This window comes from Calothrix sp. NIES-2098 (genome assembly GCF_963875125.1).
Lineage (GTDB): Bacteria > Cyanobacteriota > Cyanobacteriia > Cyanobacteriales > Nostocaceae > Aulosira.
This window is the reverse complement of the sequence record NZ_CAWNKJ010000001.1, coordinates 7,029,588-7,055,670: the sequence shown is the minus strand read 5'-3', so window position 1 is coordinate 7,055,670 and position 26,083 is coordinate 7,029,588. Positions and strand designations below refer to the sequence as shown.

Genomic DNA, 26,083 nt, shown 5'->3' with positions numbered 1-26,083 from the left:
CCACCCAAAGGTAGATGTCTTCACTAAAATCTTAACTATGTCAAGTTATGAACAAGATCGGAAGACTATACTTCCGATTCCAGGGAAATTGCGTTTAACTTGACGTAGTTAGAAATGAGTTCTGACTAAAGCGGCTACGGATAACATCAGATTGCATCGAGTCAGGACAAGATTTTTCCGGGAATGGTCGTAGCCACTATGTATATGTTCATCGTTAAGGTGAATACCCTCAAGAAAATAGAGGAGTAACAATGAAGGTATTCGATAATACCACAAAAAGAATTTTTCTGACAAGCTGGGTATCGATAAATCAAGCAGAGGCGAATAATACCCATGTAACCCAGCTACAAAATTCTGCTGCTAAGTCTTACTGTGATATTCTCCAGCCCCTACGACAAAAAGTAGACAGAATTCAAGTCCGCGATCGCGAATTAGCTCACCGCTTGTGTAAACTAATTCCTTCTCAGTGTCCTTTTGAGCGCGATGTCAAATTATTTGGCAAAACCTTATTCCACATTCCGCCAATGTGTAAGCTTAATCCTTTATATGAAGAAGTAGTGGGCTTACGTTTCCGGGCGTTATGCTATCTAGCTGATGAATGTGGAGAGGATGTTTCCCAGTACTGTTAATACAGAGTGCTGAGTTGCAAGTTCTGAGTTATCATTTCTCAATTTTGAGTCATTAAATAAAGAGTCCAGAATTTACAGCAAACTGCCATTGATTCTGGACTCTGGAATTTGGACTAATTTTTAATTCGTCTTACCTGCCATTTTTGGATGGCTTCTTGCGCATCTTCATAAGCAGATGTCATCTCAGGTACTAAAGCCGCAGTTTCAACTGCTGTATTGAGTTCCCCTTGAACAGCGCGATTTTTCGCCAGATCCAGAATTTTTTCACTCCATTTATTAATTGATTTTTGTGCTGTATCGAAGCCTGGTTGACCGGGTGGGACTTTCTTGGCAACTTCGATCGCACGATTATATGTAGATGCCTGTCCTGGCTTAATTAAAGCATTAGCCGCATCTAAAACAGTTTTGTTACTGACATACTGCTTGGCCTCTAGCCGCCATTGATTAATCAGAGCCTGTGCTTTGGGATAAAGTGATTCGTCTTTGGTAATTAATTGTGCCGCTGCAACCGCACTACCATACTGTCTTTGCTGGGCACGACCTTCCGCCAAATCCAAAATCATCCGACTCCAGATTTTAATATCTTCTTGCGCTTGTTCGTACAACGGCTCACCTGGTTGAATTTTGCGAGCCGTGGCGATCGCCAAACTTAAATCGCTAGCCTGAGTTTCCCTCAGCGACATTTTCGCCAGATCCAACACTGCTTGATTCCGCTTTTGTGATGGGGAATTGACAGGTGCTGGCGAGTTTGATGGTTTGGTGGGTTGAGTTGGTGTAGTGGAATTAGAGACAGCGCGAGCATTTGGTAAATTCTTGAGGTCTCTTGCCTCATTAGTAGCAGTATTTGGTGATGCTTGAACTACTTCAGCCGTTCTCAACCGTGTCTGATTGCGGAGAAAAACTACTGCGACTAAACCTACTACTAATAAGCTGCCTCCCACCCACCATAAAAACTGTTTCCAAAATGGAGTTTTTGTGTGAGTTACAGGTGCTTGGGAAATAAAAGGTGGTGAAGAATTAGGAATCGACCGTTCCTCAACATTTACCTCTTGAGCAGATGGGAGCATCTGGGGTTGCTGTTTGAGATGCCGATCTGGGGTAAGAACTGCTGCGCTTTGGGCTGGTTGACGCTCGACTTTCTCACTCACTGCTGTTTGCCCAGTTCTAGGGCTAACAGTAGTTTCCACTCCTTGAAGTTCTCTGCGTGAAGCCGTTTTTGGCAAATTCTGTGAAGTTTTAGCGGAACTTGCGGCGAGGGAAGGTGCTGCACGTGCAACCGCAAAGGATTCTTCAGGAAAAATAACCGATTCTACTTCACTTTTAATAGGTGTGATATTACCTCTCAACTGCGGCAAGATATTTTGCTGCTGAGATGGGATAACTGCGATCGGGTTTTGTGTCGGTCGCCAATGATGTTGACATAATTCTGGTGTAACAATGCTTAGGTAGCGTTCCAAATCCCTCAAATTACTACCACGACCGGAACGTAAAGCTTCTAGCAAAGCTGCTGTGAAGAAACCATGACCTAGTTCGCGGCTTTCATGGGAGAATTGCTCTGGTTGGCAAGAAAGAATTGTTGCTAGTTGTAGTTCTTGAGCGAGTTCTAGCGTTTCTTGCCCAACTGGGGCATCTGCTTGAGTACCGAAAGCGCGGTTAATATCCAGCAGTAGCAATACATTTAGCCCAGTAAGTTGCAGACTTTGCATGAGCGATCGCAGTTCTATGCCAGTCTCCTGAACCAGATCGGGGTTCGCCTCCACTGGCATTAAGTAATCTTGTCCTTTGTAGTTGATGCCATAACCGCTAAAGAACAACCAGACATAATCTTGCGGTTGCCAATACGATGCTGCCAAATCCTCTAATAAAAGGAGGATATTTTCCCTTGTGGGATAGGTCGATTTATCTTGAATCGGCGGCGAAGTGTCTGTCATCAGCAGACAGTGTTGCGGTATAAAACCTGCCTCTGTAGCCAAAAAGTTTTTCAGCGCCTCGGCATCAGCTTGGGCGCAACTTAACGGTTGAAATAAATGATATTGATTGATGCCAATAGTAATTGCCCAGTAATTTGCCATCCCCTCTTTGTCGCTTATTTTTTACTTGCCTAAAATTGTGGTTGGCTTTGCTGAAAAAACAAAGTTAACCTATGTCTTATAGTCTAGGAGATTCCTATCGGAATGAAGATAGTATGTAAGTTTTATTACATCATTTAGCCGGAAAATACTTTCACTCAATTTAAATTAGAGATTGTTCAGTAAGGAGCTACAAGGTCATGAGTAGAAGAGTTGCTCATCAACCATCATCGATCATTCCCTTTTCAGTTATTAGCCAATTTGCCAGAAAAATCCGGATAGTTCCGATCGCATTTTTGTTGTTCTCTGCTTTTCCTGTCTGGTTTGCGTGGGAAGCGATCGCCCCGCAGATTGTAAGAGCTTACACAGCGAGAGTTGACCTGGCAATCGATCGCCTACCAGAGGAAAATTACGAAACCTTACTCAGAAGGGCAGAAGCGGCAGCTAGAGCAGCTGCTCAACGGAGCTTCGATCAAGATATTTTGGTGACAGATGTTTCAGTAATTGTATCCGTACAAAGCCTAGGAGCGATCGCACCAGTTTTGGCTTTAGACGTTACTCGTCCGCAATGGCGTACTCGTCCCGATCCTCAGCGTTGGGCGACTTATTTTAAAACAGCGCGAGCGTTACTGTTTTTTGAAAAAAATCCTGTAACCCCCAATTCAGCACAAAGTCCAGTACCTCCCAATCCAGCACAAAATCCTCCACCCCCCCCAGGACAACCAGCCCCTAGCAAGTAACCATTGAATGAAGATGCAGGAAAACGGGGACGTAGAAATGAAACCGTTGTTTGCATCTTCTTGGTTCACAATTTCTTGTTATCTCCTTATCGCAATTCCTAACTGAGTTCTTGTCGCCAGTGTCAATGGATGGCTTAGAATAAAAAGGTTGTCAAGAATTGCGATATCCGCTATCATGGCTGTTCCTAAGAAGAAAACATCTAAGTCTAAACGAGATAAACGCCGAGCTACCTGGAGACATAAAGCTGCTGTTGAAGCTCAAAAAGCTCTTTCCCTAGGCAAGTCGATTTTGACTGGACGCTCTACATTTGTCTACCCATCTGCTGAAGAAGAGGAAGAAGAATAATCATAATTCCCTAGTCAGGAAAAGCACGAACAGCGCTGTTATGTAAGCGCTTTCTCGTTGCTTTTCTGATGGCATTATGGTCGATCGGTAGTCAATAAAAGCTCTTTCTGTTGGTAAAAAATTGGTAATAGGTAATTGAGAAAACTCAAATAACTATTACCCGTGACCGATGCCCTCATAACTAATAAACAGTAAAGTAACCGTAGTTATTCTTTGCTATTGATTATTCGGCAAATTATTGTTTGTTTCCTCTTGAGAGTAGCGCTGATGCTCAAATTCTCAGACAATCTTCTCAAGAGAACCAATTAACTTGAAAAAAGTAATTTTTCTACGAGTTATGTTAGGAAAATTTTTTCAGAAACCAGAGAAGTCAGAAAGCGATCGCGTTCCTCCCGGACAACACCTAGCAAAAGGCTTCCCAGTGTTGACTTATGGTGCAACTCCGCAAATTAGCACAGAAGAATGGGAATTTCGGGTTTGGGGTTTAGCAAAACCTGCCACTTTTACGTGGTCAGATTTTATGGCATTACCTCAGTCTGAATTCACAGCGGATTTTCACTGTGTAACGCGCTGGTCTAAGCTTGATGTTAAGTGGACTGGCATTAAAGTGACAGACTTTATGAGTTCGATTGAGGTAGAGCCAGCAGCAGTTCATATTATGGAACACTGCTATGGTGGCTACACTACCAATATCTCAATGGAAGACTTTCTGCGTGAAGAAAATTTCTTTGCTTTTCAACTATTTGGTGAACCTTTACCAGCAGAACATGGCGGGCCGATGCGGTTAGTAGTTCCCCATCTCTACGCTTGGAAAAGTGCCAAATGGATTAATGGTTTAGAGTTTCTCACTCGTGAAGAACTTGGTTTTTGGGAGCGTAATGGCTACCATCGCCGTGGTGAACCTTGGGCAGAGGAACGTTATAGCTACTAAGAATTAATTACTAATTCGTAATTAAGGTTATTGCCCTAGGCTAGAAGCCCAAGGCCAAGTATACAAAGCTGACGAAAATTATTAACCAAGAAGTCGCTTGAGAAAAGCTAGTTTGCCCTCATAGGGAGCATAACGCCATTTTAAGTCTAATAAAAAGGAGTTTTGCAAGACACTTTTGCTATGGGAAAAGGTGTCAAAACTAGCTTTTCCGTGATAACTGCCAATACCACTATCACCAACACCACCAAATGGCAAAGATGGCAAACCACAATGCATCACTGTGTCGTTGATACAAACTCCACCAGATGAAGTTTCCTGCAAAACTCGCGTTTGCAGGTTTTTATTTTGAGTGAATAAGTATAAAGCTAGAGGTTTTGGTCGAGAGTTAATGAAGGCGATCGCTTCTGTAATGTCAGAATATTCAATGATGGGCAAAATGGGGCCAAAAATCTCCTCCTGCATAATCGGAGCATCTAAGGAAACGTTATCAATTAATGTTGGTGCAATGTAACGCTCTTCAGGGATAGTTTCGCCACCAATAATAACTTCACCATATTTGAGTAGATTCGCTAATCTATCAAAGTGTTTTTGCGAGATAATTCTGGCATAATCAGGACTAGTAGCAGGGTTATTGCCATAAAATTCTTTAATAGTTTTTTTGAGACCATCTACTAGATTTATTTTGATTTTTTTATCGACTAAAATATAGTCAGGAGCAATACAAGTTTGTCCAGCATTGAGAAATTTGCCCCAAATAATTCGCTTTAATGTATGTTCTAAATTAATTTCAGTATCGACAATACAAGGGCTTTTACCGCCCAATTCCAAAGTTACTGGAGTGAGGTGTTTTGCTGCCGCTTCCATGACAATTTTCCCGACACTTGTACCACCAGTAAAAAAGATATAGTCAAACTTTTCTGCTAGTAGCTGTTGGCTGATTTCTACACCACCTTCTACTAGGGCAATATATGCTGGATCAAAATATTTAGCAATGACTTCAGCCAGCAAACTAGAGGTGTGAGGTGCAAGTTCTGAAGGTTTAATAATTGTACAGTTGCCTGCGGCGATCGCACCGATTAATGGTGAAATAACTAAGTTAAATGGATAATTCCAAGCCCCAATAATTAAAGCAACTCCTAGGGGTTCAGGATAAATTTTTGCTGAGTATTGAAAAAAGTCAATTGTAACGGGAGCTTTTTTTGGCTTAGTCCAAGTTTTGATATTTTTGATGGCGTAATCAATTTCCTTGATGACGAAAATCTCTGTAGCGTAAGTTTCAAATTCTGGTTTATTTAAATCGGCTTTTAATGCTTGAACAATTGCTTGTTCATTATCTAGAATTGCTTGTTTAAGTTTTTTTAGTTGTGCAATCCGAAAATTAACATCTTTAGTCTTACCAGTTTGAAAAAAGTCACGCTGTTTACGAATAATATCAGCAGCAGAAATTGGTAATTCAGTAATCATATTTTTGTAAACAATCTTATTTTATAGCAAAGATTTATTGATGATATTCTTACTAAAACTTTTTGACTTGAGACAAACTTTAATTTAAATCATTTTAAGATTGCCATCAATTTCAGCAGCGTGGCTCATCATTTTGTTAGGATTTTACAGGTAGCATAACAATGAAAACGCTACCTTTACCAAACTCAGATTTTACTTGAATAGTACCTTCATGAGCTTCAACAATTCGACGAGAAAGATACAACCCTAAGCCACTACCAGAACTCTTGTGGCTTCCTTGGCGAAATCGCTCAAACAAAGTGGCTTGTTCTTCAGGGGGAATACCCGGACCTGTGTCTTCTACCTCAATGATAATGTAGTCGCTGGCGGTGGAATTTTCTGAAGTATGAGATTCATCACTTTTGCCACTTGCAAACGCAGAAGAAAGACGGACATTTACTGAGCCAGAGTCAGTAAATTTGATCGCATTACCTATAAGGTTAGTGAATAAACGATGTAATTCTAAGCGATCGCCCATGATTTCGCTAATAGTTGTATTCTCTGCGATAACTAAATTCATCGACAGTGATTTTGCTTCAACTAAAGGTGTTAATTCTCCTACTACTTCCTCTAATAATTGAGGGAGATTCACTGGTTGAAACGCCAAGGTTTTGCGACCGGCTTCAAAGCGGTACACTTCCAATAAGGTATTAACCATCGAAAGCAAATTGGTATTGCTACGCGCCATGATGGTAATTACTTCCTGCATTTGCGGAGATAAGGCTCCCAAAGCACCTTGCTGAAACAGCATCAGTACGCGATCGGCTGCTACGAGAGGGGTGCGTAAGTCGTGGGTGAGGCGAGAGACAAAATCTTCGCGCTGGCGTGCAATTTCATCACGTTCATCGATACTATGTTTTAGGCGTAAGAGCGATCGCACTCTTGCTAACAATTCATCCACTGTTACAGGCTTGCGGATAAAGTCATCAGCACCTAAATCTAATCCCTTAGCGACATTCGGCGCATCGTGAGCAGTAATCAGCAGTATGGGGATATATTGCTGCATAGCAGCATTTCCTCGAATCCGCCGAGTAACTTCGTAACCATCCATTCCTGGCATCATCAGATCCAACAATACCAAGTCACAGGGAGATGCTTCTAGTTGTGCTAAAGCCGAAGCACCATTTTCTGCTGTGCTAACGGTGTAGCCTTCTTCCTCCAAAATTGTTTTGATTAAAAACACATTATCTGGAGAATCATCTACAACCAAGATTTTGTCAGAGCGAGAATTCTGTGAGTTCATGTAGCGACCAGGTATAGGTAAATTTAATTTTTGTAATCTTATTTATATTTATATGAATTATATTTAAACTCCTCTTGAATAAATATTATTTACCTAAAAGCTTAAATCGATTTTTTAATTTTATATAACTTTAAATTATCTAATTTTTTATCAGCAAAGAATTACTCACTAATTGAATCATGTTTGGTTAAGTTTTAAAACTAAATTAGTAGCAAGTTGATATATTGTAAGCAACTGGCATTAATTTTATTAAGCAAATACACCAAGGCTGTAGCCCTCCTAGCCTAGAGAGTAGACCATAGACACAGATTTAACGTATCCACTAAAGTTAAGACTTTATCCTGTGTCATGTCCTCTCTATTTGATACTAACTACTAATTTCTCAATTATTTTCTGGTGCGGACTCAGGTAGATATTTTATAGGCGTTTTGAGCAAAACCCAATCAAGATAGAGTGTGAGAATCTGGATTTTCAAAAATTGGTTCAGGCGTTGGTAGTTATTATCCTTCAAAACCCAAGCCCAGAATTTTTCCAGTAGTAGCCCCAGAATAATTTCTACAGACTTGTTGATAACTAGGGGAATTAGTGTTTCGAGCATTGCGATGACTTCAGTTAATTGACTGAGTTCAATGTCACAATTTTATTTTGTAGTTATTTATTTGACTTACAGTGACTTAGATTGACTTACCTTGACATATCATGATTTGCCATAAATCGTTGGAAATGCAAGCTAAACTGAAATTTAAAGCGATTTAATCTTAGGTATATGTCGTTACCAAAAAGCTTTCTGACACAACTAGAGCAATACAGCGAATTGTCAAATAGAGAAAAGACAGTTTTTGTGGAAATATTTGGTAATGGCAAGAGTCGAGTGCAAGTTACGCAAGCGCTCAATATCTCCGATAGCAATCTCAGTAGTTGCTTGACGGGTATTTACAAGAAGTTCAGCATCAATGGTAGCGGGCCTGTGAAGGAAACCCGTTTGCGGGAGTATCTCGAAAAGCGATATTCGCATCAGAAACTTTCTGGTAGCTCAACTGCTGAAGTTGCAGAGGACGATATTGATGCTTTAGTTCAAGAAATCCGCGAACAGGTGAAACCCAGCATTAAAGAAAAGTGTGGAACCATGCGGGTGCTAGATATGCCCCAGCCAATAGAGTTAACGGGTGAACGGGGTATCTATACCAACGTCAACATTCTGGAGAAAATCACCGGACGTAGGCGATTAGATATTTCTGAACTGTTGCATAACTCTGACCCAGATGACTTTGAACGGTTCGGTCTTAACAGGATCAAAGAGGAACGAGTGTCCGGACTAGAAGCAGTGCAACGCCATCACAAACTGATGGTGTTAGGGAAACCAGGCGCAGGGAAGAGTACATTTTTGAAGTATTTGGCGATGCAATATATTGAGGGGGAGTATTTGACAAATCGAGTTCCCTTATTTATCGCGCTTAAGGATTTTGCAGAAGCGCCCAAACAGCCAGATTTATTGGAGTATATTGCCCAAAAATTGACGGTTTGTGGAGTACAGAATGCCAGCGTTAAAGCAGACAAGCTTTTGAGACAGGGTAAGCTATTGGTTTTATTGGATGGCTTGGATGAAGTCCGTGAAGAAGATACTAAGCATGTCTTACTGCAAATAAGAGATATTTCCGATCAGTTTCATACTAATCAGTTTGTCATCACCTGTCGTATAGCTGCCAAAGAATATACCTTTGAAAAGTTCACCGAAGTGGAAGTAGCAGATTTTAACAAAGACCAAATCGCAATCTTTGCCCAAAATTGGTTTAGGTTAACAGATCCAGTTAAAGGTGAAAGCTTCATTCAAAAACTAAATGAGAATATACCGATTCAAGAACTAGCAACTAACCCATTGTTGTTGACACTACTTTGCTTAGTATTTGGGGAAAATGGAAGTTTTCCAGCAAATCGTTCCGAACTCTACAAAGAAGGTTTAGATGTATTGCTTAAAAAATGGGATGCCAAACGTAATATTGAGCGCGATCAAGTGTATAAAAGTCTTTCATTGTACCGCAAAGAAGATTTACTGAGTCAAATTGCATTAACTACTTTTGAGCAGAAGGATTATTTCTTTAAGCAAAAAACAGTTGAGGCATATATTGCGGACTTCATTCGGAATTTACGTGATGCTCGTACTGATCCAAAAGAATTAGAACTAGACAGTGAAGTAGTTTTGAAATCGATTGAAGCACAGCATGGCCTACTGGTAGAACGTGCAAAGGGTATATATTCTTTTTCACATCTGACGTTTCACGAGTATTTTGCAGCTAGAGAGATTGTTGCTAATTCTATCTGGGAAAAATTGCTCGAATATATTACGGATAAACGCTGGCGTGAAGTATTTTTGCTCACAGTAGGCATGATGCGAAAAGCTGATGAATTGGTACTCTCAATGAAAAGAAAAATTGACGATATCGTAGCTAATGATAAAAAAATACAAGAATTTTTAGTTTATATTAATGAGAAAGCTACATTGGCTAATTCTTTAGCTAATACAACAATAATTCGTAATTTTTACTTTGATGTTTTAATCCGTTTAAACTTATATGGTATAACCATAGATTATCCTTCTTGTATTGAAACTTTTTTTACTGTTAAAAACCTAAGTAGCTTCCAGCTAAAAAAACTTTTAGGAGATATAGGAAATAATTGTTTATTAGACTTTTACTTAATTCGCATTTTTAATTTAAGTAATATAACAATTAGTAGTAATGAATCTATTGATAAATTACTGCTTCAAAAAAAACTTAAACGATTTAATCCTTATTTTGTAAAATTATTTGACGGATTAATAAATTTTACATCGGATAATGACCTAATTTTTGAAATCAATAAATTACATAATGAATTACCTTACCCAGGCGAAGAAATAAAATTTCAGTTATGGGCTAATTCTAACATTAATGATTGGAGAGAAACTTTAATATCAACTATGGTTAAATATCGAAATATAAAATGTAATTGGGAATTTAGTACCATACAAAGCTACTTATTAATTATTTATAATGATGCTAATGAGTTACTTGTAGACTGTATGCGTAATGCTTATGTAAGCCTAGAAGTCAGAGAGCAAATAGAGAAGAGCTTGCTTTTGCCAGTAACAAAAATTTAGATAGATAGAGAAAAATATCAAATTTTATGCATATAAATTTTAATTAATAAATACAAATTGCCACCTTTTACTAAATAATTGATAATAGCTAAAAAATAATTATTATCTGAGATAATAGTAGTTGAAATTATGCTGTGGAATAAATTGTGATCGCACTCTCACCACAAAACAGGCGATCGCTCATTCTCCAGTAGTAAGATTATCTAAGAGTTGCTGAAATTCGGATATCGAAGGAATTGCGATCGCTCTCTTCAAAAGCATCTTTAATACCGATGGTTCTTCTATAGCATTGATAGCTTCCACAATAGCACTTGGCACTTCTCCAAAGCGAGTTTCTAGGACATCAATGACGCTTTCTCTAGCAGTCTCAATAATCCCTTCTTCTTTTGCTAACCTTTCAATACTAGTTACGTACCGCATTCTATTTGTCTCCTCGTAATTTCTCACTACTGTTTTGAAACTACTTGCCAATTCTTTTGGCAAAACCATCACCCAGTCGATAAACCGAAATAATTCCTGTATATCTTCTCGGCTATATCCCCTTTCAAAAAGACTTCTGACTAGGCTTAGTTTCCACTGTAGCCGACTTTCGGGGTTTCGTTGCGTCGCTTTGGTTTTGAGATGCGCCATCACAATTATCCCAAAGGGATTGGTGGTTTGCTCTAGGGTTTCCCAAGTTTCTTCATAGTCCAATAACTTCGCTATGGGAAACTCTAAGCTGACACGACATCCCGCCAGCCGTAGCTGGAGGGTCGCCAATTTGCTTGTTCATCGGCTAATACCGCCAAGCTGATGACTCGCTTTTTATGGCGGTCAAACAAGCGGTAATTGTAGGTGTACATCCGTTCGGCAAATTGGCTGTCATATTGTCCTTGGACTTCTACATGAACCAATACCCAAGCTTCCTCACCATCCAGTAGCCAAACTTTGGCGACTTTATCAACGAAACGCCGCCCAATTTCCGCATCGGGTTCTAGCTGTTGCAGTTCGGTGTCTAAAAATTCATAAGGTCGTGTCCAGTCGATCGCGTCGTAAGCTAGGGTAAAAAAGAATTCCAGAAACCGGGGAAAATATAGCTCTATGATTTCTTTCCAAGGACTATCGTAATCGGTAGATTGCTCGGTCATGGATTAAAACAAAAAGTATCTTTGCGCCATTGGTAAAATTGTCGCAGGTTCACAAATCAACAATTCGCCATTGGCCCTGACTTCATAGGTTTCGGGATCTACTTCTATATGGGGTAGCGCATCATTTAGCTTTAAATCCCGCTTAGTTATTTGGCGTGTCCCGGAAACTGCTACGGCTGATTTTCTTAAACTCAACTGACTAGGAATCTCCCTTTCTAACGCCGCTTGCGAAACAAAAGTTAATGATGTGGCGTGACGCGCCCCTGCAAAGCTACCAAACATCGGCCGCATGTGTACTGGTTGCGGTGTGGGAATGCTGGCGTTAGCGTCGCCCATTTGCGACCATGCGATTATCCCGCCTTTAATCACTATCTCTGGCTTCACGCCAAAAAACGCGGGTCGCCACAAACATAAATCTGCAAGTTTCCCTTCTTCTACTGACCCGACATACTGGGCGATTCCGTGGGTAATGGCTGGGTTGATGGTGTACTTGGCGACATATCTTTTCGCTCGAAAATTGTCTGCCCTTTGCTCATCTCCTTGCAGGTTAAGGATTCCTCTTTGCACCTTCATTTTATGAGATGTCTGCCAGGTGCGAATTATTACTTCTCCTACCCGCCCCATCGCTTGGGAGTCGGAGGAAATCATGCTAAACGCGCCTAAGTCATGCAAAATATCTTCGGCGGCGATGGTTTCTCGACGGATACGAGATTCAGCAAAGGCGACATCTTCCGCGATCGCAGGATCGAGATGGTGACATACCATCAACATATCCAGGTGTTCGTCTAAAGTGTTGAGGGTGTAAGGGCGTGTGGGGTTGGTGGAAGATGGGAGAACATTCGCCTCGCCACAAACTTTGATAATATCTGGTGCATGTCCTCCCCCTGCGCCTTCAGTGTGGTAAGTGTGGATGGCACGATTTTTAAAAGCTGCGATCGTATCTTCGACAAATCCGGCTTCGTTGAGGGTGTCAGTGTGAATTGCCACCTGTACATCATACTCATCGGCGACGCTGAGGCAAGTGTCAATAGTTGCGGGTGTGGTTCCCCAGTCTTCATGCAGCTTTAACCCGATTGCACCAGCTTGTACTTGTTCTACAAGTCCTTGGGGTTGGCTGGCGTTACCTTTACCCAAAAATCCTAAGTTGACAGGAAATGCATCAGCGGCTTGCAACATCCGGTACATATTCCAAGGGCCTGGGGTGCAGGTAGTGGCGTTCGTACCTGTAGCCGGGCCAGTACCTCCACCAATCATCGTAGTAACTCCAGAGGCGATCGCAACTTCTATCTGCTGCGGACAAATAAAATGAATATGGCTATCAATACCGCCAGCCGTGAGAATCATCCCTTCCCCAGCTAAGGCTTCAGTTCCCGGGCCAATAATAATATCGACATTATTTTGAATATAAGGATTTCCCGCTTTCCCAATTTTAAATATCTTCCCGTCTTTAATCCCAATATCGGCTTTAACTACGCCCCACCAATCAAGAATTAAAGCATTTGTAATTACTAAATCTACAGCACCATCGGCGTTAGAAATGGGGGATTGTCCCATCCCATCGCGGATAACTTTACCGCCACCAAATTTCACTTCATCGCCGTAGGTGGTAAAGTCTTGTTCTACTTCAATAAATAATTCTGTATCAGCAAGTCGGACGCGATCGCCTACTGTGGGGCCATAGGTTTCTGCATACGCACGGCGATCCATACGATAACTCATAATTACTCCTCACAAACTATAAATTGGGAATTGTGGCAGCTTCAATCAACTGAATATTGGTTCAATTCCTAATTCATTTCTCCATTGATCTAATGGTTTATCCCAATGTTCTTCCCATTTTTGGGCAAATAATGGTTTTACTTTTGAACCCATCCTATATCCCAAAATTATCTGCTCTAATAAATTAGGAAGACCTTCTGGTGCTTTTACAAGTGTTAATAATAATGCAACTCCTACCAGTGCAACTGCTAAATTTCGCCGTGTCTGCGCTATTTCAAAAGCCTTCAGTCCTATTTCCCCTGGCCCATCAGTATTAAACCCTGTAATTACATGCCAAATATCATGAGTTTGCCGCGTGCGTAAAATCACATAACTAATATCATCCTCAACTTTTATTTGGCGATAAAAACCTGGATCAAAACCTGATTTTTTGATGTATGAAGCATAGGCATATCCTAAAGTCTCTTCTGGATATTGCAGCAATTTTTCTATATCAGGAATTGGTGCTATATAACGTTCTTCAATTAGCTGGGCTAGCTCAGGCTGAGTTTTTAACCAATCTAATACTAATGAATTCGCCTTAGTTTTGAGTAACCCATCTTCAAGATCGTAAACAGAGTCAAGATTAGCAGGTTCTCTAAACAGACAAACCAGTGATTTCAATATAGCTTGTAAATCATGGCTAATTCGTCGCTGTTTTGCTAGCAACATAGTCAATCCTGGATGAAGGTTTTAATCTATTTTATGCCTGAGGCAGTTGTCCGTTAATTTTGGCGTTGAAACCGTAAACTTGGCGACTACCAACTAAAGGAACTAAAGTTACTTCTTTTTCATCGCCTGGTTCAAAGCGGACTGCGGTTCCGGCGGGAATATTGAGGCGCATTCCTCGCGTTTGTTCTCGGTCAAAATTTAAGGCAGAGTTAACTTCAAAGAAGTGAAAATGCGAACCAACTTGTATCGGGCGATCGCCTGTATTTGCTACTAGTAATTTAATAGTTTTACGACCAGCATTAAGCTCAATTTCTCCCTCTGGCGTAATAATTTCCCCAGGAATCATACTTTCCTCTTTTAAAAATTAACGAATGGGATTATGCACAGTTACCAACTTTGTCCCATCAGGAAAAGTTGCTTCTACTTGGACTTCATGCACCATTTCTGATACACCTTCCATCACATCATCTCGCGTTAATAAAGTTGTGCCATAACTCATTAATTCCGCAACAGTTTGCCCATCTCTTGCACCTTCTAAAATTGCCGCAGAAATATAAGCAACTGCTTCTGGATAATTTAATTTCAAACCTCTATTCTTACGTCTTTCTGCCAATAAAGCAGCAGTAAAAATTAACAACTTATCTTTTTCCTGCGGCGTAAGTTGCATTACTTCCTCCTCTGTGCTTCGTTCAAACCTGCCAAACTCTGGGTATACAGCTACCACGACTCAAAAAAGTAACCCTTAGCATCTGCCAAACAGACGTAAACCAGTTTCGCACCTCAGATGAAGAAGCACCGCGATATCTACATAAAAGTCCATGTTGTAGTCGCGACACTCCCACTTCTCCTGTACTGTGCCATAAATTACGTGCTTTTTCGACTATTTCTGAGTCAACTGGATTACCAACCCAAACTAGACTACCGACAATTGGTTGTCCAGCCAAGCCGTGGGGACTGTGGAAAACTTCCTCGCTACCAGGTAAATATTGCCGATCGATCCACAAGGGTACACCTTGCTGCCAAATTTCGGTATGCGATCGCCATTCTCCTTGCAAGAACTTCTCTCCTCTAGCACTGCGTCCTAATCGCGTAATTTCCCAGCCTACCCAAGTGGCTTCGGTTGCTAATTCTACCCGTAAATCTTGCCGATAAATCGCACCGTTAAACAATATTGTTTCTTGTGGCAACCACTCTAAAGAAGCGCCAGCATCTACTTTGATGTCGATGGTTTGTCTCGCTTGCTGTCCGTTGCTGCGATAGATTTTACTAGCGGCAGCTGTAGTGATTAATGCTTGGGTGCGGGGTTGAAGGTGGAAATTGAGCGAAAGGCGATCGCCTCCCACAACTCCCCCAGCCGTATGTAAAATGACGCTATGGCAAACCTTTTCACCTTCTGGATAAAACGGACGCTGTACCTTCAGTGGTGCTTGCTGGTGGTTGTAAATTAGCTGGGTGGTATTTAGGCGATCGGCGTAGACTAAATCAAGTTTGCCATGCCAGATATTGAGAGAGTCTTTTTCTAGCTGAAGGCTCATCCTTACTTAACGGTAAAATTTCCACTGGATTGCAACTGTTTAAGTAGTCTAGAATTTCCCGAACCAAAAATATATAGATATCTTGGGCGCGAGTCAAGGCTAGATACGGACATAGTAGTTTCACTTGCTACTCGTTGTGAAGAGCTTCCCTCACTTACACCTAATATTTGCAAAGGTGAGATGCTCCCCGCAACTATCGCAGCTTATTGGCGATCGCACTATTGTTTAGCTCTACTCTAGATTTCAAAAATTTAATAATTTGTTGCATATAAAAATCAATTTATCGAAAACAGCAAATAGGTATTATTGGCAGTTAGTGAAAAAATGGCACTTTAGCTGCTATCGATCGTTTTTTTGGTATTTGTACCGTAGGGCTGGGAATCTCTAGCTTCACCTCTGACGTAGAGGTTTATGGCCTCTCATCTGCTGCTATTAGCATTATCTAAGTTAATCAAAAGCATTGAAAAAACTGGGCTTAAGACTTTTTGTTTTTTGTAACTAATTTTATAAAAATAATTTTTAAAAAATTAAATTTAACATATTTTAAATTTATAAAAGCTTTTGAATTGATTTTTGCTATCAAAATAAATTTATAAGCCTAAATAAGCTGTATATAGCCTTTTTTCATATTTAAGACCCCTTTATTTTCCTTGTGATTTGGACAATAATGACACCACAAGACCTCACGCATTGCCATATCAGGCTAGGTGAAGGCAAATGTTTCAGCCATAAGTTTGACAAGAAACTATAAGAGGCAAACAACAGTGAAACTAGCAGTGTATGGAAAAGGTGGAATCGGCAAATCCACAACTAGCTGTAACATCTCAGTCGCCCTAGCAAAACGCGGCAAGAAAGTGCTGCAAATTGGCTGCGACCCCAAGCATGACAGTACCTTTACCCTCACAGGATTTTTAATTCCCACAATTATCGATACCCTGCAAGAAAAGGACTACCACTACGAAGACGTTTGGCCGGAAGATGTAATTTACAAAGGCTACGGTGGTGTCGATTGCGTTGAGGCAGGTGGCCCGCCAGCAGGTGCTGGATGTGGCGGTTACGTTGTTGGCGAAACCGTGAAATTACTGAAAGAACTCAACGCCTTTGATGAGTACGACGTAATTCTGTTTGACGTACTAGGGGACGTTGTTTGTGGTGGTTTTGCAGCACCACTCAACTATGCAGATTATTGCATGATTGTCACCGACAACGGCTTTGATGCTTTATTTGCTGCCAATCGGATTGCAGCTTCAGTAAGAGAAAAAGCACGCACTCACCCATTACGTCTAGCAGGTTTAATTGGTAATCGCACCTCAAAACGCGATTTAATCGAGAAATATGTAGAAGCAGTACCAATGCCAGTATTGGAAGTACTGCCATTAATTGAAGATATCCGCGTTTCTCGTGTCAAGGGTAAGACTTTATTTGAAATGGCGGAATCCGATCCATCTTTGAACTACGTTTGCGACTACTATCTCAACATTGCCGATCAAATTCTGGCACGTCCAGAAGGTGTTGTCCCGAACGATGCTCAAGACAGAGAATTGTTCTCTTTGTTATCTGATTTTTATTTAAATCCGAGTAAACCACAGGTACGTAATCCGGAAGAGGAATTAGACTTGATGATTGTATAAATCAACTAAATTCTCAGGATGGGGAATTACTATGGCTTTCTTTCATAGCTTTACAGATTCAATAAAGCAAAAGTGGTTAATGTTCTTCCAGACAAATCGTGACTGGATTACTCTCCACATGGAGGTGGAATCAGTGTACACCCCTGATGGCGGGAAGCGACCACCTTCTTACCTCATCCTGGGAGTTGTCAACGCGCTGGAACCAAAACTAGCGCAGTTAATGCTACCTTTTTCCAGACTGAATCCTGACGCCGATACCCTAATTGAAGTACTGGATTTGCATTTCGACCCAGACATTGCGCTTGGTAATCGCTATATTCCCAAAGGTGATTCAGACAATTACCGAAATGATGTAGTAGCTAATATCGATGAAAATATCCAAGATGAGACATCAAGAAATGCTCATCTCAACAGCTTTGCGGATGCAGCGGTTGCACAAGAATTTACCATTGTAGATTCTGTCCAAACCGCAAATGGAATCAACGGACACAACTCTAATCATGAGTCTCCCAATGCATCCAGTGGCGATTTAGATGAGTTTGGTGAGATTTCCTTCGATACAACCACTACATCAGAAATCAAGCTGGATGACCAGGTACTTGAAGATTTGAACTCAACAGACGAGAACGCTTTTAGCGATGTGTTATCGGATGTCTGGGGTGATGAAACAGCACTGCAAAAGGGTGATGGCAATAATGAATTTTTAGGGGAAGAACTGCCAGCTGGCGTTTTTGATGAATCGGAAATTGCCCGTCTCTTCCCCAACGCTTAAATTATTAGCGTTCCTGATGAATTTAGGGATTGCTGGCTGGTGCTATGTGCCACATCACAGGAATTTGGGGAGAGAATGATTCTTTCCCCACCTACCTGCCCTATATTCACCTGCCTTGTTCGCTTTAAAAATCAAGGGGAGAAACAACCAAAATGACTGTCGCTCAACAACCAGAAGCTTTAAACTTTGAGTGTGAAACTGGGAATTACCACACCTTTTGCCCAATTAGCTGCGTGGCGTGGTTATATCAAAAAATTGAAGATAGTTTCTTTTTGGTGATTGGAACCAAGACTTGTGGGTACTTCCTACAAAACGCGATGGGGGTGATGATTTTTGCTGAACCCCGTTATGCAATGGCAGAGTTGGAAGAGGGAGATATTTCGGCACAGCTGAACGATTATGAAGAGTTAAAGCGATTGTGCTTGCAAATAAAACGCGATCGCAACCCTAGTGTAATTGTCTGGATTGGCACTTGCACCACTGAAATTATCAAAATGGACTTGGAAGGCTTGGCTCCCAAGCTGGAAGGAGAAATTGGGATTCCCATCGTCGTTGCGCGTGCCAATGGTCTAGATTACGCCTTTACTCAAGGAGAAGACACTGTATTAGCTGCTATGGCTAATCGTTGCCCCGATAAAGCTCCTGTGGCGGAAACAGACAAAAACGAACGCAATGCTATTGCCAAACTACTCAACTTTGGCAAGAAGAAAGAAGAAGTAGTCCAAGAAGAATCGGAATATGTAGATCATCCCCCCTTGGTTCTCTTCGGTTCCCTTCCTGACCCCGTTGTCACTCAGTTAACTTTAGAATTGAAGAAGCAAGGCATCAAAGTCTCCGGCTGGCTACCTGCAAAGCGCTTCACGGAATTGCCAGTGCTGGAAGAAGGCTATTACGTTGCTGGCGTCAACCCCTTCCTCAGTCGGACTGCTACCACTTTAATGAGGCGTCGTAAATGCAAACTCATCGGCGCACCCTTCCCCATCGGCCCTGACGGTACTCGTGCTTGGGTTGAGAAAATTTGCTCAGTTTTCGGCATTACACCCAAAGGTTTAGACGAAAGAGAAGCACAAATTTGGGCAAGCTTGGAAGAATACGTCAAACTAATTCGCGGCAAATCTGTATTCTTCATGGGCGACAACTTATTGGAAGTCTCCTTAGCGCGGTTCCTGGTGCGCTGTGGAATGTCAGTTTCCGAGATTGGTATTCCTTACATGGATAAGCGCTATCAAGCTGCTGAATTGGCGCTACTAGAGCAAACTTGTAAAGAAATGGGTGTACCCCTGCCGAAGATTGTTGAGAAGCCAGATAATTACAACCAAGTTCAGCGTATTTATGAATTGAAGCCAGACTTAGTAATTACTGGTATGGCTCACGCTAACCCACTCGAAGCCAGAGGTATTAACACCAAGTGGTCTGTAGAGTTCACCTTTGCGCAAATTCATGGCTTTGGCAACGCCCGCGACATTCTAGAATTGGTGACTCGTCCCCTACGTCGAAATAACAGCTTAAAAGATTTGGGTTGGGATAAGTTAGTTAAAGAAGAAGCAAAAATTTAGAATTTGGATTGATCTGGCAACACCATAACACCATAAGAGTTGAGGCGAACAAAACGTTCGCCTTTTTTTGACTTTCAAGAATAATGCTTAACCTTAAAGTAATCAAAAGTAGTATCTGCCATTGCGACCGGGATTGCCTATTAACTTGTGGGAACGCTTGAGAGCAAACGCACACAACAAGCTCCGTGTTGGAAAGCAATCTGATTAATCCCAAACTACTACAACAGATAGCAATTTAGTATTAGTCATCTTGACATGATTTGAGAAGGAAGAGATGAGGGAATTATTTAACAGATGTATTTATGTCTTACACCAATTCTCTTACTTGCTCCCTTACTTCCTTCTCCAGGTAACGCTTCTTTCTAGCGCTACAAAGTCGCCAATTACATGAGTCAAACTAATGCTATCAAGAGCGCTTTCTCACCTTGTCGTTACGTACCAAATACCTATGAATATTGAACCAATAGAAATTGCAAAAATGGAAATTTTATATTACAACTTCATCGCGTTGATAATCAACAATAATCTCGAAAGTAGTGTTAGGTATCACCTGGCGTAAGTGTCGCAAATATCCGTCTGCATCAGAACGAGTGCGGAAACGAGCCACAATCACTGGTTCCATATTGGGAACAATACGAGTGATGGCCCAAGCATTCAAGCGTTTTCTGTAAGCCTTAGCTTGATTTTCTGTTGTGGAAGCTTCGTAATCGGTATTTTGTGGCATGATCTAGATATCCATAGGATTAAGTCAAGGGCGTTAGCAAGTCTCTTGGCGGGGATGTACTAACGCCTCTTTGATATTGATGCACCCTTAGTAATACATTATTTTAAGCTTGTCAACACTGAGTGTTAAATGTTAGTTGAAGGTAATATTTAGAGCCTAGTATTTATTAGGATATTAATGGCAAATAGAGGGTAATACCCCTCACGTCATCAATGGTAAAAAAAATGACTTTACCTTCTGTGAAGGGAAGAAGCTAGAAGCTACACCACTATCGAAAATTATTATTACATTTTTAATAAAATAATGGGTCTCACCCCCTAAGAGCTAGATATATGGTTTTTAGAGCATTGAAAAGGTCTAAATTACTGTGCTAAATCACCTAATGAAGAGTTTTGCGACCAATTGCAGGATTGACAATTGAGTACATAGCACTTGAATATATATTGTGCCTATTGTTCACTTCGCAATTAAAATAATCACAGCTTAATATCAAAAGCAGAAGGGGAAATATCACCAGAATTATACCTGTGTGATTTTTTCAATGCTCAAATATATAGCTAATGTTAGGTTTAAAACTAGACTTTATAAAAATGAAAATACCATTTATAATATCAATACTGCAAAAATTAGTCGATCAAATAGAAGCAGTATTATTAGTAGATCCAGAATGTAAATTTGTCGGACACATTACTTTCAAAAACGGTAAAAGAACTGTTTTTCGCTCTAATCAATTTAATATTAATGGTTTTGGTGCAGCAGAAATAGCTAAAGATAAAGGTTGTTCTAATTTTTTACTGAGACATTTTGGATATAAGGTTCCGGAAGGGAAAACATTTTTTAATGATTACTTGTGTAAAAAGATAAGTAATTTAAGAAATATAGATGAGGGTTTTGATTATGCTAAGTCTTTAGGATTTCCGGTAATTGTCAAGCCTCTTAATCTTAGCCAAGGTATATTAGTCACCAAGGTGCATAATAAACAAGAATACTATCAAGTAGCCAAAAAAATATTACAAATAACTTCAGGTTTTATCGTTGAGCGATTTCATCTAGGTAATGATTACAGAGTTGTGGTACTAGATGAAGAAGTAATTATTACTTATCAAAGAATTCCCTTATTTGTAGTGGGAGATGGTAAATCTACTGTTTGGGAGCTTTTGCAGAAAAAACAGGTAATACTAAATAAAACTGGTAGAAGAAATATTGATTTTGAGGATTTTAGAATCAAAAAAAAGTTACAAAGACAAAAGTTAACTTTTGATAGTGCGCTCCCAAAGGGAAATATTGTCTATCTTTTGGATAATGCAAATTTATCAAGTGGAGGTGAAGCAGTTGATTTAACTGAAACTATCCACCCGGACTTTCAAAAATTGGCGATTAATATTACAAAAGATATGGGGTTAAGATTAGCTGGTGTAGATATTATTACCAGTGATATAACTCAGCCAATGGTGGATTATATTATTATTGAAGTTAATGGCTCTCCTGGCTTACTGAACTATGCCTCGTTTGGCGAACTTCAAACTCAGAGGGTAGAAAATTTATATCTCAAAGTTCTTCAAGCAATGGAGAACTAGTTGTTTTACACCATAAATTATATTGTCAGGTAACTAACCACTAGCTTATAGAAAGCAATAGAGCGATCGCAACAATTTCAGCATAGTTAATTTCTAATTAATGCTTTAAAACTAAACTTGCTAAAAATCAGTTTGCTCGGTCAGCTAAAATTAAATTTTATAGTGGTATAGAACTTACTTAAGCGCAAGTTGTTCTAGAAATCTGCTTTCTTCAAAAAAGTCGGAAGATAAATCCTGGTTACTGAATTATTGGCAAAAAATTTAATATTAAATATTCCTCAAGCAAGAAGTTTTTATAAAAACTGAGAATCAATATATAACCTAAGACATCTGTCTATTTATTGAAAATTTCAAACTCTCTCTAGAGAAAGAATTCTTTAAGCATTTTATTTTCTAAATTAAGGTTAGTAAATGCAAAGTTTAAATCTCCACAATAGCTATGACTAACGAACCTAAAGAGCAAATTAATCAACCAGTAAGCGAAGATTGGCATTCTCAAGACGAGCCAAACGTAAAAGAAAGAAACTTAACTGCCAATCCTGGAGATAGAATTGCTGACGAACCCCAGTCAGTAGAAGAGAAAGCTCAACAAGTGGCTGTAGATTCGCCAGACATTACAGGAGACCATATTACAGTTCCCACTTACTTCGTTGTTGATGAACCGAATGGTGAAAAGAAAGCACTCCACCATGTGAAAGACGCCGAAGAGATTTCTGATGTAATTAGACAAGCACGAGTTGACGAAAACGGCAATCGCATTTGGTGGTAATTTAACTTCGTAGGGTGGGCAATGCCAGCCCTTTCAACACGAACAAATGAACTACTCAATCAAAGGCTGAAACCCGCTCCCAGACTGGGGCAACAAATGATGCTTCTAAGCTATCGAACTTGATTATGCGATCGCACATCCAAAAACGGTCAATTTATTGCCTCTTGAATCGAGCATTTTTGTGCAGAATTGAGCGTGAGTTTGATTGTGTAAGGGTTGAGGGGGCGTGTATTGTTTGCAGAAAATCTAGTACAAATGAACGCGTTGAAAGGGCTGGGTGGGCAATGCCCACCTTTTAAATTATTAATTTTTTACCAATTGTTTGAAATCGTAAAATACTTGTAATAATCCAGAGTCATAGGTTCTGACATCTTTTAATTGAAGTGATATTTCCAAGCTGGGATCTTTCCAAATAAGGGGAATACCATCTCCCAGAATAATCGGGTGGATCGAGAGAATTAGTTCATCAATCAGGCTGTGAATTAGAAAATAATAAATTATCTGTCCTCCCCCAACTAACCAAATATTACCGCCGCTAGCTTGACGCAACGTGTTGATAAAGCTTTTGACATCACCCCTAAAAAATTCCACGTTGTTGTCTGTCTTACCTTGGAGAGTATTGGAAAATACAAATCCTTTCTTACCTTTGTATGGGTATTCTCCAAATCCCAGTAATTGTTGATATGTCTTATTACCCATAATTACTGTGTCAATTTGGTCAAAAAACTCAGTGTAACCGTAATCTTGGTCTGTAAATAACCAATCTACTTCTCCTGATGTTCTCGCAATATATCCGTCCAAGCTAGAAGCGATGAACAATTGTATTTTGCGCATAATCTCCTCTGCGTATTTGTGATTGATTTTTCAGTTAATAGTGCGTGAGTTCTCAATCATATCTATTGTGTTTTTAGCGATCGCCTTTACCGAGGTCGTTTATATTACTCAACCGAGTAATAACGTAGCTAACAAGAAATTATCCAACTCTCCATGCGATCGCAGAATTGAAAATTTAACCAGAGTTGCCTATACATAGCAAAACCGCCCTAAACTAACTAGAGGGCGGCTTTGAGAGATTAGTTTTATAGGGGGCTTGATAATATTATTGCCCCGGTTTAGTATAAGTGGTTCTGTATGTAATGGTATACAAGATGCTTTTCAGCCATTCCGGAAGAAACTGAAAACTTATGTAAATCTGCTGGACATTGGCAAATTGCTGGGTACTAAGGCAGATTTTGGCAGTCAAAGACTTGCCGCTGAATAAGGTAAAGTAACGATTGGCGACTGGAATAAGTCACGAATCAGAGAGGATGGCTATCAATGGTTTCTACATTACAGACAAATCACAAAAAAATTGGCGTGGCGGTGATTGGTACTGGTTTTGGTCAGAAAGTCCACATTCCGGGATTGCAAGCACATCCGCACACTGAGGTAGTAGCTGTTTATCATCGAGATATCAATAAAGCCAAAGCGATCGCAGCTTCTCACCAGATTCCCCATGCTGGCGATACAATTGCAGACATTGTCAATTTACCAGCAGTGCAAGCAGTCACCATCGCTACACCACCATTTTTGCACTACGAAATGGCAAAAACCGTACTGCAAGCAGGGAAACACTTATTACTGGAAAAACCCACAGCCTTAAACGCAGCTGAAGCTAAAGAACTTTATCAATTAGCTCAAAAACAAAATCTAATTGCTACTCTAGATTTTGAATTTCGCTTTGTGCCTGGATGGCAAAGGTTTTCACAACTATTATCAGCAGGCTATGTAGGTAACAAGCGTCTGATTAGAATTGATTGGTTAGGTTCTTCGCGTGCAGATGCTTCCCGCCCGTGGAACTGGTATTCTTCCCAAGATAAGGGAGGTGGTGCATTGGGGTCTTTAGGTTCCCACGCCTTCGATTATATTTACTGGCTATTTGGCCCGGTACGCAAATTAAGTGCCTATTTGAGTACCGCTATTCCCACACGCATTGACCCTGCTAGCGGCGAAACCAAACCAGTGAATACAGATGATACCTGCGTACTGGCTTTGGAATTAGCCGATGGGACACCTTGCCAACTTACCATCAGTGCGGTTGTTCACGCACCAAGAACGCATTGGATAGAAGTGTATGGCGATCGCGGTACTTTAGTATTAGGCAGTGAAAATCAAAAAGATTACATCCACGGTTTTCGGGTTTGGGGTTCGCAAGCTGGTAAAGCCTTAACTGAAATCGAAATTCCCTCAGAGTTGATGTTTAGCGAAAATCACGCCGATGGACGTATTTCTGCATTTATCCGCGTTGTAGACCAATGGATACAAGGAATTCACAGCCAACAACAAATAGTTCCATCCTTGCGAGAAGGAGTTTACTCTCAGTTATTGATGGATTTATCCCATCAATCCCATAAAACAGCAAGCTGGGTGGATGTGCCCAGCTTGGAAAGTTATCTTGGTAATTAAAAATATGAGTATTTGTGTTACGAAAACGCTTTTCTATAAAAATTTAATAACGCCAACTAAATCTCAAGCAACTAGCAATTTATCTCCAGGTGGAACGCTAGCTGTAACCGTGAGTTTGTTAGCCTCTTGATAAGCTGTCACAGCCTTTTTAGTGCCAGGGCCAAAGATTCCATCTGGTACTCCCGGATCGAAACCAAGTTTTTTGAGATTTTGTTGTAACTTCTTCACCTTCGGGCCGATACGGCCTTCCACCAACGCAACTGCTTTAACAGTTTCGGCTTGCAGGCGATCTAAAGTACCGTTGAATCGGTTGCGGTCTACATCACCTGGGATACCCGGAAAACCAGTTTGATCGCCTATGTATTGATGGAAAGTATGAATCTCCCAGCCGCCGGGAATACTGGGAGTATTGGTTTCATAATGTGCAATCCACAGATCGTAGTCAGCAAAGCGTTTGGTGTTTCCCATCGTATCCCGCCAAAAACTCGGCCCGGTGTAGATGATTGGTTTGTAGCCTGTAGCCAGTTCTACAGCTTTTAAAACCTCAGCTACACGATCGAGTCTTTGGGTTAGGCTCAAATCATACCAACTGTTAGCCGTTTCAATATCTACAACTGGGGGAAGATCGCCTGCTTCCATGTCTAGATTTTGAGCGAAAATTTTTACCTGGGTGTCAATATCCTGGGTGGGACGAAAAAAGAAATATGCGCCCCGAATAATACCTGCTTTCTTCATCGCAGGCCAATAAGTAGGAAACAGAGTATCAGTACGGATAGTACCATCGTTGACTCTAGCAAACGCAAAGCGAATGCCTTGGCTTCTTACTTTCTCCCAATTGATATTTCCACTGAATTCTGCAATATCAATACCTTCGACTGCCATAGGTAGTTGTCCTTGAATTTAATCAGACTGCACTAACT

27 protein-coding genes are annotated in these 26,083 nt (G+C 40.5%); 13 read left to right on the top strand and 14 right to left on the bottom strand.

From position 1 onward, the window contains the following. The first annotated feature begins 251 nt into the window (after positions 1-251). Positions 252-629 carry a Mo-dependent nitrogenase C-terminal domain-containing protein gene (locus AACU33_RS29565; RefSeq protein ID WP_096593679.1) on the top strand — a complete coding sequence of 126 codons (378 nt, stop codon included), beginning with the start codon at positions 252-254 and terminating at the stop codon, positions 627-629. 113 nt (positions 630-742) lie between these two features. Here the strand turns inward: AACU33_RS29565 and AACU33_RS29560 are convergent, their stop codons facing one another. Continuing rightward, positions 743-2,701 carry a caspase family protein gene (locus tag AACU33_RS29560; RefSeq protein WP_096593677.1) on the bottom strand — a complete coding sequence of 653 codons (1,959 nt, stop codon included), beginning with the start codon at positions 2,699-2,701 and terminating at the stop codon, positions 743-745. A 197-nt stretch (positions 2,702-2,898) separates the two neighbouring features. On the opposite strand from AACU33_RS29560, the gene AACU33_RS29555 reads away from it, so the two are divergent. The 3 genes from AACU33_RS29555 to AACU33_RS29545 all read left to right on the top strand — a co-directional run bounded on the left by AACU33_RS29555 (position 2,899) and on the right by AACU33_RS29545 (position 4,715). Beyond that, positions 2,899-3,438 carry a hypothetical protein gene (locus tag AACU33_RS29555; protein ID WP_096593674.1) on the top strand — a complete coding sequence of 180 codons (540 nt, stop codon included), beginning with the start codon at positions 2,899-2,901 and terminating at the stop codon, positions 3,436-3,438. Positions 3,439-3,613: 175 nt separating this feature from the next. Further along, complete coding sequence (gene rpmF, locus AACU33_RS29550) at positions 3,614-3,784, top strand: 50S ribosomal protein L32 (protein ID WP_096593670.1); 171 nt, start codon at positions 3,614-3,616, stop codon at positions 3,782-3,784. 337 nt (positions 3,785-4,121) lie between these two features. After that, positions 4,122-4,715 (top strand): sulfite oxidase-like oxidoreductase, encoded by a 594-nt coding sequence (locus AACU33_RS29545; protein WP_096593668.1) that lies wholly within the window; start codon positions 4,122-4,124, stop codon positions 4,713-4,715. Positions 4,716-4,796: 81 nt separating this feature from the next. On the opposite strand, the gene AACU33_RS29540 is transcribed toward AACU33_RS29545, so the two are convergent. The 3 genes from AACU33_RS29540 to AACU33_RS29530 form a co-directional block, all read right to left on the bottom strand. After that, complete coding sequence (locus AACU33_RS29540; protein ID WP_096593665.1) at positions 4,797-6,179, bottom strand: aldehyde dehydrogenase; 1,383 nt, start codon at positions 6,177-6,179, stop codon at positions 4,797-4,799. Positions 6,180-6,315: 136 nt separating this feature from the next. After that, a complete protein-coding gene (locus AACU33_RS29535; RefSeq protein ID WP_096593663.1) occupies positions 6,316-7,461 on the bottom strand; it encodes a hybrid sensor histidine kinase/response regulator in 1,146 nt (381 codons plus the stop codon). Positions 7,462-7,843: 382 nt separating this feature from the next. Next, positions 7,844-8,059 carry a hypothetical protein gene (locus AACU33_RS29530; RefSeq protein ID WP_096593661.1) on the bottom strand — a complete coding sequence of 72 codons (216 nt, stop codon included), beginning with the start codon at positions 8,057-8,059 and terminating at the stop codon, positions 7,844-7,846. Between the two features lie 243 nt (positions 8,060-8,302). On the opposite strand from AACU33_RS29530, the gene AACU33_RS29525 reads away from it, so the two are divergent. Next, a complete protein-coding gene (locus AACU33_RS29525; protein WP_339376366.1) occupies positions 8,303-10,597 on the top strand; it encodes an NACHT domain-containing protein in 2,295 nt (764 codons plus the stop codon). Positions 10,598-10,777: 180 nt separating this feature from the next. Here the strand turns inward: AACU33_RS29525 and AACU33_RS29520 are convergent, their stop codons facing one another. The 7 genes from AACU33_RS29520 to AACU33_RS29490 are packed head-to-tail and all read right to left on the bottom strand — an operon-like array spanning position 10,778 to position 15,689. After that, positions 10,778-11,356, bottom strand: coding sequence for a hypothetical protein (locus AACU33_RS29520; RefSeq protein ID WP_339376365.1), 579 nt, complete (start codon positions 11,354-11,356; stop codon positions 10,778-10,780). Continuing rightward, positions 11,311-11,724 (bottom strand): hypothetical protein, encoded by a 414-nt coding sequence (locus AACU33_RS29515; protein WP_339376364.1) that lies wholly within the window; start codon positions 11,722-11,724, stop codon positions 11,311-11,313. Before AACU33_RS29515 ends, AACU33_RS29520 begins: the two co-directional genes overlap by 46 nt. Positions 11,725-11,727: 3 nt before the next feature. Further along, positions 11,728-13,443, bottom strand: coding sequence for an urease subunit alpha (ureC, locus tag AACU33_RS29510; RefSeq protein ID WP_096593655.1), 1,716 nt, complete (start codon positions 13,441-13,443; stop codon positions 11,728-11,730). A gap of 45 nt (positions 13,444-13,488) precedes the next feature. Next, positions 13,489-14,154 (bottom strand): Coq4 family protein, encoded by a 666-nt coding sequence (locus tag AACU33_RS29505; RefSeq protein WP_096593653.1) that lies wholly within the window; start codon positions 14,152-14,154, stop codon positions 13,489-13,491. Between the two features lie 31 nt (positions 14,155-14,185). Beyond that, the gene (locus AACU33_RS29500) at positions 14,186-14,500 is read right to left on the bottom strand and encodes an urease subunit beta (protein WP_096593650.1); all 315 of its coding nucleotides are present in this window, start codon (positions 14,498-14,500) and stop codon (positions 14,186-14,188) included. A gap of 18 nt (positions 14,501-14,518) precedes the next feature. Further along, positions 14,519-14,821 (bottom strand): urease subunit gamma, encoded by a 303-nt coding sequence (gene ureA / locus AACU33_RS29495; RefSeq protein ID WP_096593648.1) that lies wholly within the window; start codon positions 14,819-14,821, stop codon positions 14,519-14,521. A gap of 22 nt (positions 14,822-14,843) precedes the next feature. Then, complete coding sequence (locus AACU33_RS29490; RefSeq protein WP_096593645.1) at positions 14,844-15,689, bottom strand: urease accessory protein UreD; 846 nt, start codon at positions 15,687-15,689, stop codon at positions 14,844-14,846. Between the two features lie 764 nt (positions 15,690-16,453). Between AACU33_RS29490 and bchL the strand changes: the two genes are divergently transcribed. From bchL to AACU33_RS29475, 3 genes are all read left to right on the top strand, one after another. Further along, positions 16,454-17,320: a ferredoxin:protochlorophyllide reductase (ATP-dependent) iron-sulfur ATP-binding protein gene (gene bchL, locus AACU33_RS29485; protein ID WP_096642900.1), complete on the top strand. Its 867-nt coding sequence runs from the start codon at positions 16,454-16,456 to the stop codon at positions 17,318-17,320. A 31-nt stretch (positions 17,321-17,351) separates the two neighbouring features. After that, positions 17,352-18,092 (top strand): DUF5331 domain-containing protein, encoded by a 741-nt coding sequence (locus AACU33_RS29480; protein WP_096593643.1) that lies wholly within the window; start codon positions 17,352-17,354, stop codon positions 18,090-18,092. A 152-nt stretch (positions 18,093-18,244) separates the two neighbouring features. Beyond that, positions 18,245-19,648, top strand: a complete 1,404-nt coding sequence (locus AACU33_RS29475; RefSeq protein WP_096593641.1) for a ferredoxin:protochlorophyllide reductase (ATP-dependent) subunit N — start codon at positions 18,245-18,247, stop codon at positions 19,646-19,648. A 487-nt stretch (positions 19,649-20,135) separates the two neighbouring features. Here AACU33_RS29475 and AACU33_RS29470 read toward each other — a convergent pair whose 3' ends face one another. Beyond that, entirely contained in the window at positions 20,136-20,372 is a 237-nt protein-coding gene (locus AACU33_RS29470) for a hypothetical protein (RefSeq protein WP_096593639.1), read from the bottom strand. Here AACU33_RS29470 and AACU33_RS37660 point away from each other — a divergent pair. The 3 genes from AACU33_RS37660 (at position 20,328) to AACU33_RS29460 (ending at position 22,718) form a co-directional block, all read left to right on the top strand. Then, positions 20,328-20,435: a hypothetical protein gene (locus AACU33_RS37660; RefSeq protein WP_445291772.1), complete on the top strand. Its 108-nt coding sequence runs from the start codon at positions 20,328-20,330 to the stop codon at positions 20,433-20,435. The two genes, AACU33_RS29470 and AACU33_RS37660, sit on opposite strands and share 45 nt — an antisense overlap. Positions 20,436-20,962: 527 nt before the next feature. After that, positions 20,963-21,949, top strand: a complete 987-nt coding sequence (locus AACU33_RS29465; protein ID WP_445291771.1) for a cyanophycin synthetase — start codon at positions 20,963-20,965, stop codon at positions 21,947-21,949. A 439-nt stretch (positions 21,950-22,388) separates the two neighbouring features. After that, the gene (locus tag AACU33_RS29460; protein ID WP_096593636.1) at positions 22,389-22,718 is read left to right on the top strand and encodes a hypothetical protein; all 330 of its coding nucleotides are present in this window, start codon (positions 22,389-22,391) and stop codon (positions 22,716-22,718) included. Positions 22,719-23,021: 303 nt separating this feature from the next. Here AACU33_RS29460 and AACU33_RS29455 read toward each other — a convergent pair whose 3' ends face one another. Further along, entirely contained in the window at positions 23,022-23,552 is a 531-nt protein-coding gene (locus AACU33_RS29455) for a dihydrofolate reductase family protein (RefSeq protein ID WP_096593634.1), read from the bottom strand. A gap of 40 nt (positions 23,553-23,592) precedes the next feature. Between AACU33_RS29455 and AACU33_RS29450 the strand changes: the two genes are divergently transcribed. After that, on the top strand, positions 23,593-23,751 hold the full coding sequence (locus tag AACU33_RS29450; RefSeq protein ID WP_339376362.1) for a hypothetical protein: 159 nt from the start codon (positions 23,593-23,595) through the stop codon (positions 23,749-23,751). A 284-nt stretch (positions 23,752-24,035) separates the two neighbouring features. Beyond that, entirely contained in the window at positions 24,036-25,163 is a 1,128-nt protein-coding gene (locus AACU33_RS29445; protein WP_096593631.1) for a Gfo/Idh/MocA family protein, read from the top strand. A 63-nt stretch (positions 25,164-25,226) separates the two neighbouring features. On the opposite strand, the gene AACU33_RS29440 is transcribed toward AACU33_RS29445, so the two are convergent. Further along, complete coding sequence (locus AACU33_RS29440) at positions 25,227-26,045, bottom strand: GH25 family lysozyme (RefSeq protein ID WP_096593629.1); 819 nt, start codon at positions 26,043-26,045, stop codon at positions 25,227-25,229. Positions 26,046-26,083 lie beyond the last annotated feature (38 nt).

Bases quoted from the DNA above. Each gene is read 5' to 3' on its own strand.
- AACU33_RS29565 (WP_096593679.1), top strand. From the start codon at position 252: ATGAAGGTATTCGATAATACCACAAAAAGAATTTTTCTGACAAGCTGG.
- AACU33_RS29560 (WP_096593677.1), bottom strand. From the start codon at position 2,701: ATGGCAAATTACTGGGCAATTACTATTGGCATCAATCAATATCATTTA.
- AACU33_RS29555 (WP_096593674.1), top strand. From the start codon at position 2,899: ATGAGTAGAAGAGTTGCTCATCAACCATCATCGATCATTCCCTTTTCA.
- rpmF (WP_096593670.1), top strand. From the start codon at position 3,614: ATGGCTGTTCCTAAGAAGAAAACATCTAAGTCTAAACGAGATAAACGC.
- AACU33_RS29545 (WP_096593668.1), top strand. From the start codon at position 4,122: ATGTTAGGAAAATTTTTTCAGAAACCAGAGAAGTCAGAAAGCGATCGC.
- AACU33_RS29540 (WP_096593665.1), bottom strand. From the start codon at position 6,179: ATGATTACTGAATTACCAATTTCTGCTGCTGATATTATTCGTAAACAG.
- AACU33_RS29535 (WP_096593663.1), bottom strand. From the start codon at position 7,461: ATGAACTCACAGAATTCTCGCTCTGACAAAATCTTGGTTGTAGATGAT.
- AACU33_RS29530 (WP_096593661.1), bottom strand. From the start codon at position 8,059: ATGCTCGAAACACTAATTCCCCTAGTTATCAACAAGTCTGTAGAAATT.
- AACU33_RS29515 (WP_339376364.1), bottom strand. From the start codon at position 11,724: ATGACCGAGCAATCTACCGATTACGATAGTCCTTGGAAAGAAATCATA.
- ureC (WP_096593655.1), bottom strand. From the start codon at position 13,443: ATGAGTTATCGTATGGATCGCCGTGCGTATGCAGAAACCTATGGCCCC.
- AACU33_RS29505 (WP_096593653.1), bottom strand. From the start codon at position 14,154: ATGTTGCTAGCAAAACAGCGACGAATTAGCCATGATTTACAAGCTATA.
- AACU33_RS29500 (WP_096593650.1), bottom strand. From the start codon at position 14,500: ATGATTCCTGGGGAAATTATTACGCCAGAGGGAGAAATTGAGCTTAAT.
- ureA (WP_096593648.1), bottom strand. From the start codon at position 14,821: ATGCAACTTACGCCGCAGGAAAAAGATAAGTTGTTAATTTTTACTGCT.
- AACU33_RS29490 (WP_096593645.1), bottom strand. From the start codon at position 15,689: ATGAGCCTTCAGCTAGAAAAAGACTCTCTCAATATCTGGCATGGCAAA.
- AACU33_RS29480 (WP_096593643.1), top strand. From the start codon at position 17,352: ATGGCTTTCTTTCATAGCTTTACAGATTCAATAAAGCAAAAGTGGTTA.
- AACU33_RS29475 (WP_096593641.1), top strand. From the start codon at position 18,245: ATGACTGTCGCTCAACAACCAGAAGCTTTAAACTTTGAGTGTGAAACT.
- AACU33_RS29470 (WP_096593639.1), bottom strand. From the start codon at position 20,372: ATGCCACAAAATACCGATTACGAAGCTTCCACAACAGAAAATCAAGCT.
- AACU33_RS29465 (WP_445291771.1), top strand. From the start codon at position 20,963: ATGAAAATACCATTTATAATATCAATACTGCAAAAATTAGTCGATCAA.
- AACU33_RS29460 (WP_096593636.1), top strand. From the start codon at position 22,389: ATGACTAACGAACCTAAAGAGCAAATTAATCAACCAGTAAGCGAAGAT.
- AACU33_RS29455 (WP_096593634.1), bottom strand. From the start codon at position 23,552: ATGCGCAAAATACAATTGTTCATCGCTTCTAGCTTGGACGGATATATT.
- AACU33_RS29445 (WP_096593631.1), top strand. From the start codon at position 24,036: ATGGTTTCTACATTACAGACAAATCACAAAAAAATTGGCGTGGCGGTG.
- AACU33_RS29440 (WP_096593629.1), bottom strand. From the start codon at position 26,045: ATGGCAGTCGAAGGTATTGATATTGCAGAATTCAGTGGAAATATCAAT.